Below are 16944 nucleotides of genomic sequence, written 5' to 3'. Positions count from 1 at the left end.
CGTGCATGACCGACTCATCGTGCGTGGAGCACGCGAGCACAACCTGAAGGACGTCTCGCTCGACCTCCCGCGGGACTCCATGATCGTGTTCACCGGTCTGTCGGGTTCCGGGAAGTCCAGCCTGGCCTTCGACACGATCTTCGCCGAGGGGCAGCGCCGGTACGTGGAGTCGCTGTCGGCCTACGCCCGGCAGTTCCTCGGGCAGATGGACAAGCCCGACGTCGACTTCATCGAGGGGCTGTCCCCGGCGGTCTCGATCGACCAGAAGTCGACCAGCAAGAACCCCCGGTCCACGGTCGGGACGATCACCGAGGTGTACGACTACCTGCGGCTGCTCTACGCCCGGATCGGGCACCCGCACTGCCCCGAGTGCGGCCGGCCGATCAGCCGGCAGGCGCCGCAGCAGATCGTCGACCGGGTGCTGGAGCTGGAGCAGGGCGCCCGCTTCCAGGTGCTGGCGCCGGTGATCCGCGGGCGCAAGGGCGAGTACCTGGAGCTGTTCCGCGAGCTGCAGTCCAAGGGGTACTCGCGGGCGCTGGTCGACGGGCAGATGATCCGCCTGGACGAGCCGCCCCGGCTGAAGAAGCAGGAGAAGCACGACATCTCCGTCGTGGTCGACCGGCTCTCGGTGAAGGACTCCGCCCGGCAGCGGCTCGCCGACTCGGTCGAGACGGCGCTCGGCCTCGCGGGCGGCACGATCGTCCTCGACTTCGTCGACCTTCCCGAAGACGACGAGCACCGCACCCGGATGTACTCCGAGCACCTCTACTGCCCCTACGACGACCTGTCGTTCGAGGAGCTGGAGCCCCGCTCGTTCTCGTTCAACTCGCCGTACGGCGCCTGCCCCGACTGCACCGGCCTCGGGACGCGCATGGAGGTCGACGCCGAGCTCGTCGTCCCCGACGGGGAGCTCTCGCTCGGCGAGGGCGCGATCCAGCCGTGGTCGGGCGGGCACGTCAGCGACTACTTCCTGCGGCTGCTGTCGGCGCTGGGCGACGCGATGGGCTTCGACCTGAACACGCCCTGGGACAGGCTGCCCGCCAAGGCGCGCAAGGCGATCCTGAACGGGCACGAGACGCAGGTCCACGTCCGCTACAAGAACCGCTACGGCCGGACGCGTTCGTACTACACGGCCTACGAGGGCGTCGTCCCCTACATCCAGCGGCGCCACGCGGAGTCCGAGAGCGACTCCAGCCGGGAGCGGTTCGAGGGCTACATGCGGGAGATCCCGTGCCCGACGTGCGAGGGCGCCCGGCTCAAGCCGGTCGTGCTCGCCGTCACCATGGGCGGGATGTCGATCGCCGAGATCGCCGCGATGCCGATCGGCGAGGCCGCGAAGTTCCTGCTGGCGCTCGAGCTGAACGAGCGCGAGACGCACATCGCCGAACGCGTCCTCAAGGAGATCAACGCCCGGCTCGGCTTCCTGCTGGACGTCGGCCTCGACTACCTCACCCTCGACCGGGCGTCCGCCACGCTCGCCGGCGGGGAGGCGCAGCGCATCCGGCTGGCCACGCAGATCGGCTCCGGCCTGGTCGGCGTCCTGTACGTGCTGGACGAGCCGTCCATCGGCCTGCACCAGCGCGACAACCACCGGCTGCTGGAGACGCTGCTCCGGCTGCGCGACATGGGCAACACCCTGATCGTCGTCGAGCACGACGAGGACACCATCGCCGCCGCCGACTGGATCGTCGACATCGGCCCGCGCGCGGGCGAGCACGGCGGTGAGATCGTCGTCTCCGGCACGGTCGAGGACCTGAAGAAGTCCGAGCGCTCCCTGACCGGCGCCTACCTCGACGGCCGCCGCGAGATCGCGGTCCCGCAGATCCGGCGGCCCCGCACCAGGGGCCGCGAGGTCACCGTCAAGGGCGCGCAGCAGAACAACCTGCGCGACGTCGACGTGGCGTTCCCGCTCGGCGTCCTCACCGCCGTCACCGGCGTGTCGGGGTCCGGCAAGTCGACGCTGGTCAACGACATCCTCTACAACGCGCTGGCGAAGAAGCTGAACGGGGCGAAGACCGTCCCCGGCAGGCACAAGCGCGTCAACGGCGTCGACCAGCTCGACAAGGTCGTGCACGTCGACCAGTCGCCGATCGGCCGCACCCCGCGGTCCAACCCGGCGACCTACACCGGCGTGTTCGACCACATCCGCAAGCTGTTCGCGCAGACCACCGAGGCGAAGGTGCGCGGCTACCAGCCCGGCCGGTTCTCCTTCAACGTCAAGGGCGGCCGCTGCGAGAACTGCTCCGGCGACGGCACCATCAAGATCGAGATGAACTTCCTGCCGGACGTCTACGTCCCGTGCGAGGTCTGCCACGGCGCCCGCTACAACCGGGAGACCCTGGAGGTCCACTACAAGGGCAAGACGATCTCCGAGGTGCTCGACATGCCGATCGAGCAGGCCACCGAGTTCTTCGAGCCGATCACGGCGATCCACCGGCACCTGAAGACGCTGAACGACGTCGGCCTCGGGTACGTCCGGCTCGGCCAGCCCGCCCCGACCCTGTCCGGCGGCGAGGCGCAGCGCGTCAAGCTGGCGTCCGAGCTGCAGAAGCGCTCCACCGGCCGCACCATCTACGTGCTGGACGAGCCGACCACCGGCCTGCACTTCGAGGACATCCGCAAGCTCCTCGGCGTGCTGAACGGCCTGGTCGACAAGGGCAACACGGTCCTGGTCATCGAGCACAACCTCGACGTCATCAAGACCGCCGACTGGATCATCGACATGGGCCCCGAGGGCGGCTCGCGCGGCGGCACGGTCGTCGCCACCGGCACCCCCGAGGAGGTCGCCGAGGTCGAGGCCAGCCACACCGGCCAGTTCCTCAAGAAGATCCTCGCCTAGCGGAGGGCGGGCCGGTGCGCGGCGGGTGAGACCGTCCACCAGGATGGAGCCATGGAAGACGAAGTGACGCCCGGGGCCGCCGAGGCCGCGGGGTGCGGGGGAGTCGGCCGGCGCGCGGTGCTGTGCGGGGCGGGGGCGATCGGCGCCGCCGCGCTGGCGGGGTGCGCGTCCGGGGGCGGGGCGAAGCCCGCCGCGGACCTCAAGGGCAAGCAGATCGCGAAGACCGCCGACATCCCGGTCGGCGGCGGCAAGGTGTACGGCGACGCGAAGGTCGTGGTGACCCAGCCCAGCCAGGGCGCCTACAAGGCGTTCACGGCGGTGTGCACCCACCAGGGCTGCACGGTCGGCGGGGTCGCGAACGGGCTGATCAAGTGCCACTGCCACGGCAGCGAGTTCAAGATCACTGACGGGTCGGTGCAGCACGGCCCCGCGAAGGCGCCGCTCAAGGAGTACCCCGTGCGGGTCGAGGGCGGCGGCATCGTCGTCACCTGATCATCGTCCGGCCGCGCGTTGAACCGGCCCGCTCGCGCATCCGTGCTTCCCGGTGACGGACAGGAACCGAGACAGGTCACCGGAGGGGCGAGGATGCCACACAGGTCCGAGACGCAGGCGGACGGAACGGAGCGCACGCCGGGGGAGGGGCCCGCCGGTGGCAGCCGCAGGGCCCTCCTCCTCGGCGCGGGGCTCGCGGGCGCGGCCGGGCTGGCTGCGGCGTGCGGCGAGTCGGGCGACGGCGGGGACGGGTCCGGCGGCTCGGGCGGCTCCGGCGGCTCCGGGGACGGGAGCGGTGACGGCGGCGCGGATGCGGCCCTGGCCTCGGTGAGCGAGATCCCCGTCGGCGGCGGCAAGGTGTTCGAGGACGCCAAGGTCGTCGTCTGCCAGCCCCGCCAGGGCGAGTTCACCGCGTTCTCCGCGACCTGCACCCATCGGGGATGCAGCGTCGGATCGGTGTCCGGAGGCACGATCAACTGCCCCTGTCACGGCAGCAAGTTCAAGATCACCGACGGGTCGGTGGCGAGTCCGCCGGCCGACGAGCCCCTGGCGGGCAGGAAGGTCACCGTCCAGGGCGGGAAGATCATGCTCGCCTGAGCGACGCCGCGCGCGCCGGGCCGTCCTCGCGCGGGACGGCCCGCGCGCCGTCGGCGTGCCGTCCCTCCGCCACCTCGCCCTCGGTGGCGGGCGCCGGGCCGCCCGTCTCGGCCTCGGCGCCGTCCACGACCGGCTCGGGGCCGACGCGGAGCCGGGGGAGGGCCTCCGGATGGCGGTCGCGGATGTAGGAGACCAGGTGCTCGCGCACGTCGCAGCGCAGGTCCCAGGTGCTCGCCGAGTCGGCGGCGCTCATCAGCGCGCGCACCGTCACGAGGCCGGTCGGCTGGACGTCCACCACCTGCAGCATCCACTCCCGCCGGTCCCACAGCGGGTTCTCCTTCAGCGCCGAGTACAGCTCGGCGCGCAGGTCCTCGACCGGGACCGCCCAGTCCACGTGCAGCTCGACCGAGCCGAGCAGGCGGCTGGAGTGCCGGGTCCAGTTCTCGAACGGCTGCTCGGTGAAGTGCGACACCGGGAAGATCATGCGCCGGTCGTCCCAGAGCTGCAGGACGACGTAGGACAGCGTCAGCTCCTCGACCCGGCCCCAGATGCCCTGCGTGACGACGACGTCGTCCAGGCGCAGCGCGTCGCTGAACGCCAGCTGCAGCCCGGCCAGCAGGTTGCCGAGGGTCGGCCGCGCCGCGATGCCGACCACCAGGCCGGCGACGCCCGCCGAGGCCAGCACCCCGGCCCCGACCGCCCGCACGGCGGGGAAGGTGAACAGCGCCGCGCCGACGGCGAGCACCACGATGATGACGGCGGCGATGCGGCGCAGCAGCAGCATCTGCGTGCGTGCCCGCCTGGCCCGCCGGTTGCGCTCGCCCTCGATCCGCATCAGCCGCGCCAGCGGCGGGTCGCTCAGCGCGTACCCGATCCGCATCACCAGCCAGGTGGAGGCGCCGATCGCCGCGATCCGCATGGCGTGCCGGACCACGCCCTCGGCGTGCCCGCCGATGAACTGGTACGGCATCGCGGTGCTGGAGCCGACCACCACCGCGAACGCGAACGCGGGCGCGGTGCAGCGCCGGGCGACCCGGCTCGTCGCGGGCCAGCGGTGCGACAGCCGGCCCGCGACGAGCCGGCGGCCCCCCTCCACGACGATCACGGACGTGCCGACGACGGCGCCCAAGATGATCCATGCCCAGAGCGCGGACATGTCTGAGACGACCCCCTTCCGGATCCGCCAACCGTTTGACCCTCCCTTTCCGGAGGTTTTGCGAACATCCGAGCGAGAGGGAGAGATCTGCGTCACTCCGCGGGGAGCCGCCCGGCGGCGCGGGCCGCGGGGCCCGGCGTGTCGGTGCCGCCCATTAGGCTTTCGAGCGTGGCAGATCCGGCGACCTACCGACCCGCACCCGGTTCCATCCCGGAATCCCCGGGGGTGTACCGGTTCCGCGACGAGCACGGCCGGGTCATCTACGTGGGCAAGGCGAAGAACCTGCGCTCGCGGCTCGGGTCCTACTTCGCCGACTTCTCCGCCCTGCACCCCCGCACCCAGACGATGGTGCGGACCGCCGCGCGCGTCGACTGGACGGTCGTCGGCACCGAGGTCGAGGCCCTCCAGCTGGAGTACTCCTGGATCAAGGAGTTCGACCCCAGGTTCAACGTCCGTTACCGCGACGACAAGTCCTATCCCTACCTTGCCGTCACCCTGAACGAGGACTTCCCGAGGGTGATGGTGATGCGGGGCGCCAAACGCAAGGGCGTGCGCTACTTCGGGCCGTACTCCCACGCGTGGGCGATCCGGGAGACGGTCGACCAGCTGCTGCGCGTCTTCCCCGTCCGGACGTGCAGCGCCGGGGTGTTCAAGCGGCAGCACCAGCTCGACCGGCCCTGCCTGCTCGGCTATATCGGCAAGTGCTCGGCCCCGTGCGTCGGCCGCGTCTCGCCCGACGAGCACCGCCTGCTCGCCGAGGACTTCTGCGACTTCATGGCCGGCAACACCAGCCGGTTCATCAAGCGCCTCGAACGCGACATGCGCGAGGCGGCCGCGTCCCAGGAGTACGAGCGCGCGGCCCGGCTCCGCGACGACATCCGCGCCCTGGAGCGCGCCCTGGAGAAGCAGGCGGTCGTGCTGCCCGACCGCACCGACTGCGACATGATCGCCTTCGCCGAGGACGAGCTGGAGGCGGCCGTCCAGGTGTTCTACGTGCGCGGCGGCCGCATCCGCGGGCAGCGCGGCTGGGTCGTCGACAAGGTCGAGGACGTCACCACCGCCGACCTGGTCGAGCACTTCCTCATCCAGATCTACGGCGAGAGCGAGTCGGTGCCCCGCGAGGTCTTCGTCCCGGCCCTGCCGCCGGAGGAGGAGGCCATGACCGAGCTGCTGTCGGAGCAGCGCGGCGGGCCCGTCCGGCTGCGCGTCCCGCAGCGCGGCGACAAGCGGACCCTGCTCGAGACGGTCGCGCGCAACGCCCACGAGGCGCTCAAGCAGCACAAGACGCGCCGCGCGTCCGACCTCACCACCCGCAGCCGGGCGCTGCAGGAGCTCCAGGAGGCCCTGGAGCTCGACGACGCGCCCCTGCGGATCGAGTGCTACGACGTGTCCAACCTCCAGGGCACCGACGTGGTCGCGTCCATGGTCGTGTTCGAGGACGGCCTGGCCCGCAAGAGCGAGTACCGCCGGTTCACGATCAAGGCCGTGGAGGGGCAGGACGACGTCCGCTCCATCCACGAGGTCATCACCCGCCGGTTCAGGCGCTACCTGGCCGAGAGCGAGAAGACCGGCGAGCTCGACGCCCTCGGCGACCCGGAGGAGGGCGCGCATCAGCCGATCGACCCGGAGACCGGGAGGCCGCGCAAGTTCGCCTACCCGCCCAACCTGGTCCTCGTCGACGGCGGCCCCCCGCAGGTCGCGGCCGCGCAGCGCGCCCTCGACGAGCTCGGCGTCGACGACATCGCGGTGTGCGGGATCGCCAAGCGGCTGGAGGAGCTCTGGCTGCCCGGCGAGGGCGACCCGGTCATCCTGCCGCGCAACAGCGAGGGCATGTTCCTCGTCCAGCGGGTCCGCGACGAGGCGCACCGGTTCGCCATCACCTTCCACCGGCAGCGGCGTTCCAGGTCCATGACGGTCAGCGAACTCGATAACGTTCCGGGTCTGGGCCCGGCGCGCCGCGCGGCGCTGCTGAAACACTTCGGGTCGCTGAAGCGGCTGAAGGACGCGACGCCCGCGCAGGTCGCCGAGGTTCCGGGAATCGGCATGCGCAGCGCCGAGAGCATCGTCGCGGCGCTGCACGGCGGCGCCGCGACGGCGGGCGGCGGGGGCGAGGATCCCGGCGGGGACGACGGGGAGCACAGGGGGAGAAGCGCATGACCAGCGATACCAAGATTCCGGACATCGTGATCGTCACCGGCATGTCCGGGGCGGGCCGCAGCACGGCGGCCAAGTCGCTGGAGGACCTCGACTGGTTCGTGGTCGACAACCTGCCGCCGGGGCTGCTGGCCACGATGGCCGATCTCGGCGGCCGGGTGAAGGACGCGGTGCCGCGCATCGCCGTCGTCGTGGACGTCCGCAGCCGAGCGTTCACCGACGACCTGCACTCCTCGATCGCCGAGCTGGAGGCCCGCGGCGTCCACCCGCGCGTGGTGTTCCTGGAGGCCGGTGACGCCGACCTCGTGCGCCGGTTCGAGAGCGTCCGCCGCCCCCACCCGCTGCAGGGCGACGGGCGCCTGGTGGACGGCATCGCCCGCGAGCGCGAGCTGGTCCGCGAGGTCCGCGCCGAGGCCGACCTGGTGATCGACACCAGCGGCCTCAACGTGCACGAGCTGCGCAACAAGATCATCGGTTTCTTCGGCAACGACAGCGGCGAGTCCAGCCTGCGCGCCACCGTCGTGTCGTTCGGCTACAAGTACGGCCTGCCGGTCGACGCCGACCTCGTCGTCGACTGCCGGTTCCTGCCGAACCCGCACTGGGTGCCGGAGCTGCGCCCGATGACGGGCCGCGACGCCGCCGTCCGCGACTACGTCCTCGGGCAGCACGGCGCCAAGGAGTTCCTGGACGCCTACTCCGAGGTGCTGCGGCTCCTCGCCGGCGGGTATGAGCGTGAGGGCAAGCACTACGTGACCCTCGCCGTGGGATGCACCGGTGGAAAACACCGTAGTGTTGCCATGGCGGAACAGATCGCCGCCCGGCTGCGGGACGAGGGCATCGAGGTGCAGGTCGCCCATCGTGACCTCGGCCGCGAATGACGGCCCGCGCCGGGACCCGGCGGGGGGCCCGGACGAGGAGAGAAACGGCACGGTGAAGCCCCTCGGCCCGAAGGTCGTCGCGCTCGGCGGGGGCCACGGCCTCTACGCGTCGCTGTCGGCGCTGCGCCGCGTCACCGACCGGCTGACCGCGATCGTCACCGTCGCCGACGACGGCGGCTCCAGCGGCAGGCTGCGCCGCGAGCTCGGCGTGCTGCCGCCCGGCGACCTGCGGATGGCGCTCGCCGCCCTCTGCGGCGACGACGAATGGGGCCAGACCTGGCGCGACGTCGTCCAGCACCGCTTCCGCAGCGAGGGCGACCTGCGCGGCCACGCCGTCGGCAACCTGCTCATCGTCGCGCTGTGGGAGCTGCTCGGCGGCGGCGGCGCCTCGCCCGGCTCCACCGTCGCCGGCCTCGACTGGGTCGGCCGGCTGCTCGGGGCGCACGGCCGCGTGCTGCCGATGGCGGCCGTCCCGATGGACATCGTCGCCGAGGTGCGCGGCGCCGACCCCGCAAGGCCCGACGAGATCACCCATGTCAAGGGGCAGGTGGCGTGCGCGAGGACTCCCGGCAGCGTGCTCGGCGTCTCGCTGGTGCCGGCCGACCCGCCCGCCTGCCCGGAGACCCTCGCCGCCGTCGACGACGCCGACTGGATCGTGTTCGGGCCCGGCTCGTGGTTCACCAGCGTCCTGCCGCACCTGAAGGTGCCCGCGCTGGCCCGCGCCCTCACCACCTCCCGCGCCCGCCGCGTCGTCGCGCTGAACCTCGCGCAGCAGCCCGGCGAGACCGACGACTTCTCGCCGCAGACCCACCTGGAGGTGCTCCAGGCGCACGCGCCCGACCTTCGCGTGGACGTCGTCCTCGCCGACCGCGCGGTGGTGGACGACCCGGACGCCCTCGACAAGGCCGTGCAGGACCTCGGCGGACGCCTCGTGCTCGCCGACGTCGCCGCCGACGACGGATCGCCGCGTCATGAACCCGCCCGTCTGGCCCAAGCCTTCGTACAGATATTCACCGAGTGACGACCGGCGCGGCCGGGATCGGCCAGACTGCTGGAAGTCCGATAGGGGGAGGGTTCATCAGATGGCGATGACCGGTGTGGTCAAGGACGAGCTGAGCAGGCTCACGGTGCTGAAGCCGTGCTGCCGCAAGGCCGAGGTCTCGACGCTGCTGCGGTTCGCCGGCGGCCTGCACCTGGTCAGCGGCCGCATCGTGATCGAGGCCGAGATCGACACCGGGGTGGCGGCGCGGCGGCTGATCAAGGACATCTCGGAGGTGTTCGGGCATACTTCCGAGGTCGTCGTGCTCGCGCCGAGCGGCCTGCGCAAGGGCAACCGCTACGTCGTGCGCGTCTTCCGGGACGGCGAGTCGCTCGCCCGGCAGACCGGCCTCATCGACAACAACGGCCGGCCCGTCCGCGGCCTGCCCCGGCACGTGGTCGCGGGCGCCGCCTGCGACGCCGAGTCGGCCTGGCGCGGCGCGTTCCTGGCGCACGGCTCCCTCACCGAACCCGGCCGCTCCATGTCGCTGGAGGTGACCTGCCCCGGCCCCGAGGCCGCGCTCGCCCTCGTCGGCGCCGCCCGCCGCCTGAAGATCCACGCCAAGGCCCGCGAGGTCCGCGGCGTCGACCGCGTCGTCGTCCGCGACGGCGACGCCATCAGCGCCCTGCTGACCCGGCTCGGCGCCCATGACAGCGTCCTGGCCTGGGAGGAGCGGCGGATGCGCCGCGAGGTCCGCGCCACCGCCAACCGCCTCGCCAACTTCGACGACGCCAACCTGCGCCGCTCCGCCCGAGCCGCCGTCGCCGCCGGGGCCCGCGTCGCCCGCGCGCTGGAGATCCTCGGCGACGACGCCCCCGAGCACCTCGTCAACGCCGGCCGCCTCCGCCTGGAGCACAAGCAGGCGTCTCTGGAGGAGCTCGGCCAGCTCGCCGACCCGCCCCTCACCAAGGACGCCATCGCCGGCCGCATCCGCCGCCTCCTGGCCATGGCCGACAAGCGGGCCGGCGACCAGGGCATCCCCGGTACCGAGGCCAGCCTCACCGCCGACATGCTCGCGCAGTGATTTCTGGGGGGCGCCCCCCGATCCCCCCGTTGCGAGCCGGGCGATCCTCACGCCACGGTGCGGGTTTCGGTGCCCGTGCGGGCTCTTGTCGTGTCGCTGCGGTCGCCCGGCTCGGCGGGTCGGGCGACCTCCAGGCGCTTGGAGCGCCTTCCGGCCGCCCGACCCGCGGCCTCGCTCAGGTCGACTCCAAGAGCGTCCGGGCGTGGCGCGTCCGAGAGCGCTGAATGTGGATGCCGGTCAGGGGAGGCGGTGGAGGGTGCCGTCGGGGGCGGCCTCGAAGGTCAGGCGGTGACCGGAGAAGGCCGCCTCCACGCGGAGTGTTCCGTCCTCGAGCATGCGGGTTCGGACGCTTGGGCCTGCTTCGCCGCGGACGGGCGCGATCAGGGTCAGCATGCGGGCCGGTGGGGTTCCGCCCCGTGCGGTGAAGGAGACCACCGGGGCGGGGAGCCTCTTGCGGGCGGAGGGGGCGATCCAGCCCTGCCTCGGGGTGAGGGAGCCCCGGACGATCCTGGTGGGGCCGCTCGTCGTGCCGGGCAGCGGTAACCGGAGGAAGTAGACGCGGACGGGGCCCGCGGTGGCGATGGCGCCGGCTCCGTCCGGGACGGCGGTGAACGCCGCGGGCAGGTGCCAGAGCTGCTCGACGGGGCGGGGGGCGGCGGAGCGCACCTCGTCCAGCACGGCGACGGCGTCGGGATCGGACGCGGCGAGCACCGAGCGGGAGCGGGTCGTCCCCGCGAAGGCGGTGTCGGAGAACCGGAACGTGTCGGCGCCGCGCCGTAAATCGTGCGCGACCAGGGCCGTCGCCGCGTGCTCGCGGAACGGGACGCCGCGCACGACGAGCGTGTTGTGCGCCTCCGGCGAGGCCAGCCACCTCCGCCAGGTCGTGTCGCTGTAGCCGATGTTGCCGCTCGGGACGAGGATGTCGCGGCCGAGCGCATGGAAGGTGAGCGCCATGTGGTCGTTCTGCCCGTGCGCGTACCGGGCCGGGCCGAAGCGCGCCGTGTAGGACATCTCGTCGGCGAACGGGCGGCCCTCCCGTCCCCAGCCGGACCTGCCCATCACGTACCCGGCGCTGTAGACGCGGGCTCGCTCCTTCGGCGGGACGCCTTGCGCGCCCTGCGTCGCGACGTACCTGAGCGGTCCCGTTCCAGGGCTGTCGATATCGGAGGCTCTGCCCGCGTACGACTCACCGATCTGGAGCAGGTCCCCGGCGGGCGTGGTCTGGAAGGCGATGAACTCGTCCAGGAGGTCGAGCCGGCGGACGAGCTCGGCGGGGACGGGACGGCCGCACTCGCGCATCACGTGGAAGGCGAGCCGCCACCTGCTCCGGTTGTAGACGGCGTAGTGCGCGGACTGCTCGTTGCCGGCGCCCTCGTCGTCGACGGCCGGCCGCGCGCCACCGGGCGGGGCGAGGATCGCGTCGAGCAGGCGCCGGTGGCCGAGGTCGGCGAGGTCCTGCCGGCCGATGCCGCAGCCCGCCGTCATGAGCGTCATCGCCTCGTCGGTGCCGTGGTTCCAGGGGCCGGAGTAGTGCTCGGGACGGGCCAGCCACCGCGCGTGGGAGGCGATGGCCTCGTCCAGCCACCGTCCGGTCAGGTGCCGCCGGAGGCAGACGAGGGTGGCGAGGCGGAACTTGGCGGCCTCCCTGATCGCCTCGCGCCGGTGCTCGGGGAACCGTCCGGGGCGGGCGTTGTCGGCGAGCCAGTCCCGGGCGATGCCCGCGGCCGTCCGCAGCGCGGCGCGGTCGCCCGCCCGCTCGTACTCCCTGATGAGGCCGCCGAGCCATTCGAGGGAGTGGAACCAGAGCTGCCACGACCGGTCGCCGTACGGGTCGCGGCTCCAGTCCACGTCCGTCCCGTCGGCGACGCGGACGGGGGCGGCGCTCGGTGTGGCGAACCGGCCCGCGCGGACCCGCGCCGCCGGGTTCACCCTGTCCAGGCCGTTGTAGCCGAGGCAGACGGCCCGCGCCGCGCCGCGCGCCGTCACCGGGACGGCGTGCGGGGCGGCGCCGTGGCAGCCGCACGACAGTGCGAGCAGGAGCGCGGCGCACCCCGTGCCGCGGGCGCCTCGCCAAGATCGATGGGCCACGTTCCCACCACACACCTGGCGCGCCCTGCCGTCGGACCGCCACCGGTGAAGGGACGGTAAACATTCGGGGGCGCGCGGTCAGCGGGGGGTGTTGTCACCGCGCAGCACGCGCTCGATGAGGTCGTCGCGGAGCTGGCCGTAGCCGGTCTCGGCCCACACGCTGCGGGACGGGTCGGCCTCGTAGTAGGGGACCTCGCGGCCGTCGCGGCGGTCGGTGAGGACCTCGGGGGCGCGCTTGTCGCGGGCGGCGCGGGCGCACGGGCGGCAGGTGCGGACGCTCAGCCGCCTGCGGGAGCCGAGGGGCCGCCAGTCGAGCTCGGCGGTCGCGTCGCCGTGGAGCGGGTTGAAGAAGCACAGCGGGACGGGCGGGATCTCGGGCCGGCCCTTCGCGACGGCCTGCGCGGAGGCGAGGGCGTCGCGGCCCTGGTCGAGCAGGACCAGGACGCCCGCCAGGTCGGGGACGCCCTGCGCCGCGTCCAGGGTCTTCCCCGCGGCCTGGTAGGCGTCCAGGGCGCGGGCCACCAGGGTGCGGGCGCGCTCCTCGGAGGTCGGGACGGCGCTGTCGTCCAGCAGCTCGCCGAACGCGATGACCTCGCGGGACGCCTGCGCGCGGAGCTGGTCCTCGGTGGCGCGGTTCGCCGTGGCGAACACCGTGCGGGGCATCAGCAGCCCCTCGCCCTCGCGGCGGACCGAGGCCATCCGGCGCCGCCGCCACAGCAGGAACCCGGCGCCGGCCGCGGCCGCGACCGCCGCGCCCGCGCCGAGGGGCACCGCGAGCCCGCCCCCGCCGTCCCCGTCCCCGCGGCCGGGCGGCGGGGTGCCGTGCCGGGCCTTGTAGCGCTTGTCGATCTCGGCGGAGACCCGGTCGTACTCCTGCTGGCCGGTGCCGGAGACGATCAGGTCGGCGACGCGGGACAGCCGGGCGGCGAGCGGCGCGTCGTCCATGGCGCGGTCCAGGGTGACCGCCCAGGCGGCGCGGTCGGCGCGGTGGTCGCCGCCCCACTCGCGCGCCCTCAGGTCCTGGGAGTCGTCGTCGAAGGTGATGAAGATCCCGTCGCGGCCCAGGCGGTCGTGGACGACGGTCGCGAGCTGCTCGGCGTCCGTCCACGTGCCGCCCTTGACGATGGGGACCAGCACGACGAAGACCGGCGCGGGCGCCTTGCGCAGCTTGGCGATGAGCGTGCGGCGGGCCGCCGCGGGGAGCGCGGACGCCAGGGACGGGTCGACGTAGACGGGGGAGCGGCGCAGGGCGGCGGCCAGCCGCTCGCCGGGGGACGGTTCAGTCAACACCGAGGTACCTCATCACACGCGGGAGGAAGGTCTTGCCGTGGGCGCCCCATGCCGTCTCGCGCCACACGCCCGGGACGAGGGTGTGCGGGCGGTGGCCGCCGGGCCCCGGGATCTGCAGGAGGCGCCGCTCGTCCAGCGCCTGCCTCTTGTCGAGATCCCGGCAGTTCGCGCAGAGCGGGCACTGCCTCGGCAGTGCTCCGCCGTGGTCCTCCTCCAGCTTCCGAACGCGCTTGCGCACGACCGACCTGCCGTGCAGCGGGTTCACCAGGCACGGTGACGGCGGAGCCTCGATGTCGCGGGCCAGGGTGACGCATCCCTGGCGGGCCAGCACGATCGCGCCGACGAGGTCGATCGCCTTGCTCTCGTCGTCCTTGGCGTCGTCATAGAGGATCTGCGCGGCGTCGTAGGCGGACACGGCGTAGGCGCGTCCCCGCCGGGTGTCGGCCGTGGCGAGCAGGCGGCGGAGCCTCTCAAGATCCTTGGCGCCGTTCCGGCGCAGCCAGCGCATGCTCGGCCTGGTGCGCGCCCGGGCGTGCCGTCCGGCCTTCGGCCGGTCCGGGGAGGGCCGCGGCCCGCCCCGGCGCAGCGCCAGGACGCCGAGGCCCAGCCCGTACAGGACCGCGGCCGCCGCCGGCCCGGCGAGCAGGAGACCGGTCAGCAGCGGCGCCGTGATCTCCGGTTCGTCGGGCCGCAGCGTGTTCTCCTGCCCGAACGGGTCGGGGCTGGAGTACAGCCGCGGCAGGGTGGGGGACGCCGAGGGCGCCGCCGCGTAGCCGTCCAGCCGCCGGGCGATCCGGTCGGCGAGCCCCGCGAACGGGTGCTCGGAGTCGGCGGGGGTCGCGGCGCCCGGCTCGTCCTCCTCGTCCATATCGTCCAGGGGGGACCGGCCCCGGCGCGGCACGTTGAACGCCTCGGACTCCAGATCGCCGTGCGCGTCGGCCATCACGTAGAGGCCGTCGCGGCGGGTGCGGTCGTGCAGCATGAACAGGAACGCGTCGTCGCGGCCCTGCGACTCCGACTGGCTCGGGTTCGGGATCACCACGACGTACGCCGGCGTGCCGAGCCGCCTCGCCGTCCCGGCGATGGCCGCGCGGAGGCGGGCGCGGTCGGACGCGCCGAGCGCCTGCGCGACGTCCGGGTCGACGAACAGCGGATCCTTGGCCAGCGCGGCGCCCACCCGGTCGAGCCGGTGGTAGGCGTGCGGGGGCTCGCCGGCCGCGGCGGCGCCGGGGACCGCCGCGAGCGCGGCGAGGACGAGGGCGGCGAGCACCACCGGGAACCGCAGCACCACCGGGTACGGCCTCATCTGCGCGCCTTCCTGGTGTTCTTCTTCGCCGGTGGTCTTCTCGGCCGCCGCGCCCGCCTCGCCAGCTGGACGCGGCGCCCGGCCAGCAGGCCGAGGATCGAGCCCCCGCTGAGCGTGGTGCCGAGGGCGAACAGGCCCCACTCGACGCGGGACGCCCTCCGGTCGGCCGCGTCGTCGGCGTCCAGGGCCTCGCGGACCTTCGACTTCGGCCTCGGGCGGGGATGGTCGCGGCGCTCCCGGGCGTGCCCCGACAGGGCGATGTCCACGAACAGCGCGATCACCCCCGGTGCGCCCGCGTCGTAGGGGGTCTCGGACTCCGCGGCCGACCAGGCGTCGTCCAGCGGGAGGCCGCGGACGTCGCCGAACTGGCGGATCTCGCCGCCGCCTCCGGAAGGGGGGACCACGATGTAGACGCCGTCCTTGCGCAGCCGGTCGCGCAGTAGCGAAGCGAAGGACTCGGACGGGTTCTGCGGCCCGAGGCCCGAAGTCGGCGTCACCGCCACGTACACGGGGACCCCGAGGCGAGCGACGGACGCCCGGATCCGCGCGGCGGCGTCAGGGGGCAGGGCCCTGGGCGCGTGGTCGGTGACGTACACGGGGTCGCGGCGGAGCGCGGCGGCGATGGCATCCGCGCGGCTCGTCGGTTTGGCGCGCTCCAAGACGGGTGCGGCCGCGGCCGGACCGCCGAGCAGCACGGCTCCCACCAGCCCCGCCAACAGAACAGACCACCCGCGCCACATGGCCCGGCAGTGTAGTGATGATCGTGCTATGTCGTGAAAGGGGGCGGGGCGGGGCGGCTCCCCCAGGTGGGGGAAGGCGGCCTCACCCGTGAATCCCACGAAACCGGTGTCCGGCTACTCGTGGGTCATTGGATAGGGTCTGAGGTGGGGGAGAACCCCGGATCGACCGTAGGTAAGAGCCCGGCTGGCACCGGGCGATACGACGTACGAGGAGAGCGGTTCCGTGACCATCCGAGTAGGCATCAACGGGTTCGGCCGGATCGGCCGCAACTTCTACCGCGCGGTGAAGGCGTCCGGGGCCGACATCGAGGTCGTGGCCGTCAACGACCTGACGGACAACGCGACACTCGCCCAGTTGCTCAAGTACGACAGCATCCTCGGCCGCTTCCCCGAGGACGTCCACGCCACCGCTGACGAGATCGTCGTGGGCGGCACGTCCATCAAGGCCTTCGAGGAGCGCGACCCCGCGAACCTCAAGTGGAGCGAGGTCGGCGCCGACGTCGTCGTGGAGTCGACCGGCTTCTTCACCGACGCCACCAAGGCCCGGGTGCACGCCGACAACGGAGCCAAGAAGGTCATCATCTCCGCGCCGGCCAAGAACGAGGACCTCACGGTCGTCCTCGGGGTCAACGAGGACAAGTACGACCCGGCGAACCACACGGTGATCTCCAACGCGTCCTGCACCACCAACTGCCTGGCCCCGCTGGCCAAGGTGCTGCACGACAACTTCGTCATCGAGAAGGGCCTGATGACGACGATCCACGCCTACACGCAGGACCAGAACCTCCAGGACGCGCCGCACAAGGACCTGCGCCGCGCCCGCGCCGCCGCGCTGAACGTGGTCCCCACCTCCACCGGCGCCGCCAAGGCGATCGGCCTGGTGCTGCCCGAGCTGAAGGGCAAGCTGGACGGCTACGCCCTGCGCGTCCCGGTGCCGACCGGGTCGGCCACCGACCTCACCGTCGAACTGTCCCGCGACGTGACGGTCGAGGAGGTCAACGAGGCGTTCCGGGCCGCCGCCGACGGCCCGCTGAAGGGCTACCTCACCTACACCGAGGACCCGATCGTCTCCAGCGACATCGTCACCGACCCGTCGTCCTGCATCTTCGACTCAGGGCTGACCAAGGTCATCGGCGACCAGGTGAAGGTCGTCGGCTGGTACGACAACGAGTGGGGCTACTCCAACCGCCTCGTCGACCTCGTCAAGCTCGTCGGCTCGCAGCTGTAACCGAAGCCCGTCACCGCCGTGGCCGCCCGTCCGCCAGCCGATCGGGGGTGAGCGGCCTGTCGGTGCCCCCGCCCCTGATCTGGACGTGCGCGGCTCCCGCCCCGTCCGCCAGC

13 protein-coding genes are annotated in these 16944 nt (G+C 73.1%); 8 read left to right on the top strand and 5 right to left on the bottom strand.

Going from position 1 to position 16944, the window contains the following annotated elements; all coding sequences use genetic code 11:
- Position 1: 1 nt before the first annotated feature.
- The 3 genes from uvrA (at position 2) to AB0C84_RS36575 (ending at position 3928) form a co-directional block, all read left to right on the top strand.
- Positions 2–2839 carry an excinuclease ABC subunit UvrA gene (uvrA, locus tag AB0C84_RS36585; protein WP_258940017.1) on the top strand — a complete coding sequence of 946 codons (2838 nt, stop codon included), beginning with the start codon at positions 2–4 and terminating at the stop codon, positions 2837–2839.
- Between the two features lie 51 nt (positions 2840–2890).
- A complete protein-coding gene (locus AB0C84_RS36580) occupies positions 2891–3331 on the top strand; it encodes a Rieske (2Fe-2S) protein (protein ID WP_361075186.1) in 441 nt (146 codons plus the stop codon).
- A 93-nt stretch (positions 3332–3424) separates the two neighbouring features.
- Entirely contained in the window at positions 3425–3928 is a 504-nt protein-coding gene (locus tag AB0C84_RS36575; protein WP_361075184.1) for a Rieske (2Fe-2S) protein, read from the top strand.
- On the opposite strand, the gene AB0C84_RS36570 is transcribed toward AB0C84_RS36575, so the two are convergent.
- Entirely contained in the window at positions 3915–5084 is a 1170-nt protein-coding gene (locus tag AB0C84_RS36570) for a mechanosensitive ion channel domain-containing protein (protein WP_361075182.1), read from the bottom strand. The genes AB0C84_RS36575 and AB0C84_RS36570 overlap by 14 nt on opposite strands.
- A gap of 168 nt (positions 5085–5252) precedes the next feature.
- On the opposite strand from AB0C84_RS36570, the gene uvrC reads away from it, so the two are divergent.
- The 4 genes from uvrC (at position 5253) to whiA (ending at position 10179) form a co-directional block, all read left to right on the top strand.
- A complete protein-coding gene (gene uvrC / locus AB0C84_RS36565; protein WP_361075180.1) occupies positions 5253–7241 on the top strand; it encodes an excinuclease ABC subunit UvrC in 1989 nt (662 codons plus the stop codon).
- Entirely contained in the window at positions 7238–8116 is an 879-nt protein-coding gene (rapZ, locus tag AB0C84_RS36560) for an RNase adapter RapZ (protein WP_179841875.1), read from the top strand. Before uvrC ends, rapZ begins: the two co-directional genes overlap by 4 nt.
- A 52-nt stretch (positions 8117–8168) precedes the next feature.
- Positions 8169–9137, top strand: coding sequence for a uridine diphosphate-N-acetylglucosamine-binding protein YvcK (gene yvcK, locus AB0C84_RS36555; RefSeq protein ID WP_361075232.1), 969 nt, complete (start codon positions 8169–8171; stop codon positions 9135–9137).
- A 61-nt stretch (positions 9138–9198) separates the two neighbouring features.
- Positions 9199–10179, top strand: a complete 981-nt coding sequence (gene whiA / locus AB0C84_RS36550) for a DNA-binding protein WhiA (protein ID WP_345184327.1) — start codon at positions 9199–9201, stop codon at positions 10177–10179.
- Between the two features lie 237 nt (positions 10180–10416).
- On the opposite strand, the gene AB0C84_RS36545 is transcribed toward whiA, so the two are convergent.
- From AB0C84_RS36545 to AB0C84_RS36530, 4 genes are all read right to left on the bottom strand, one after another.
- Positions 10417–12267, bottom strand: coding sequence for a heparinase II/III family protein (locus AB0C84_RS36545; protein ID WP_361075178.1), 1851 nt, complete (start codon positions 12265–12267; stop codon positions 10417–10419).
- 78 nt (positions 12268–12345) lie between these two features.
- On the bottom strand, positions 12346–13557 hold the full coding sequence (locus tag AB0C84_RS36540; RefSeq protein ID WP_361075176.1) for a hypothetical protein: 1212 nt from the start codon (positions 13555–13557) through the stop codon (positions 12346–12348).
- The gene (locus tag AB0C84_RS36535; protein WP_361075174.1) at positions 13547–14863 is read right to left on the bottom strand and encodes a hypothetical protein; all 1317 of its coding nucleotides are present in this window, start codon (positions 14861–14863) and stop codon (positions 13547–13549) included. The genes AB0C84_RS36540 and AB0C84_RS36535 overlap by 11 nt, the downstream gene beginning before the upstream one ends.
- Positions 14860–15579 carry a hypothetical protein gene (locus AB0C84_RS36530; protein WP_361075172.1) on the bottom strand — a complete coding sequence of 240 codons (720 nt, stop codon included), beginning with the start codon at positions 15577–15579 and terminating at the stop codon, positions 14860–14862. The genes AB0C84_RS36535 and AB0C84_RS36530 overlap by 4 nt, the downstream gene beginning before the upstream one ends.
- 247 nt (positions 15580–15826) lie before the next feature.
- On the opposite strand from AB0C84_RS36530, the gene gap reads away from it, so the two are divergent.
- Positions 15827–16831, top strand: a complete 1005-nt coding sequence (gene gap, locus AB0C84_RS36525) for a type I glyceraldehyde-3-phosphate dehydrogenase (protein ID WP_179841869.1) — start codon at positions 15827–15829, stop codon at positions 16829–16831.
- Positions 16832–16944 lie beyond the last annotated feature (113 nt).

The sequence above is a fragment of the Actinomadura sp. NPDC048955 genome (assembly GCF_040649435.1).
GTDB lineage: Bacteria > Actinomycetota > Actinomycetes > Streptosporangiales > Streptosporangiaceae > Spirillospora > Spirillospora luteofluorescens.
Note: the sequence above shows the minus strand (reverse complement) of the source record. Positions and strands in the feature narration are given on the sequence as shown.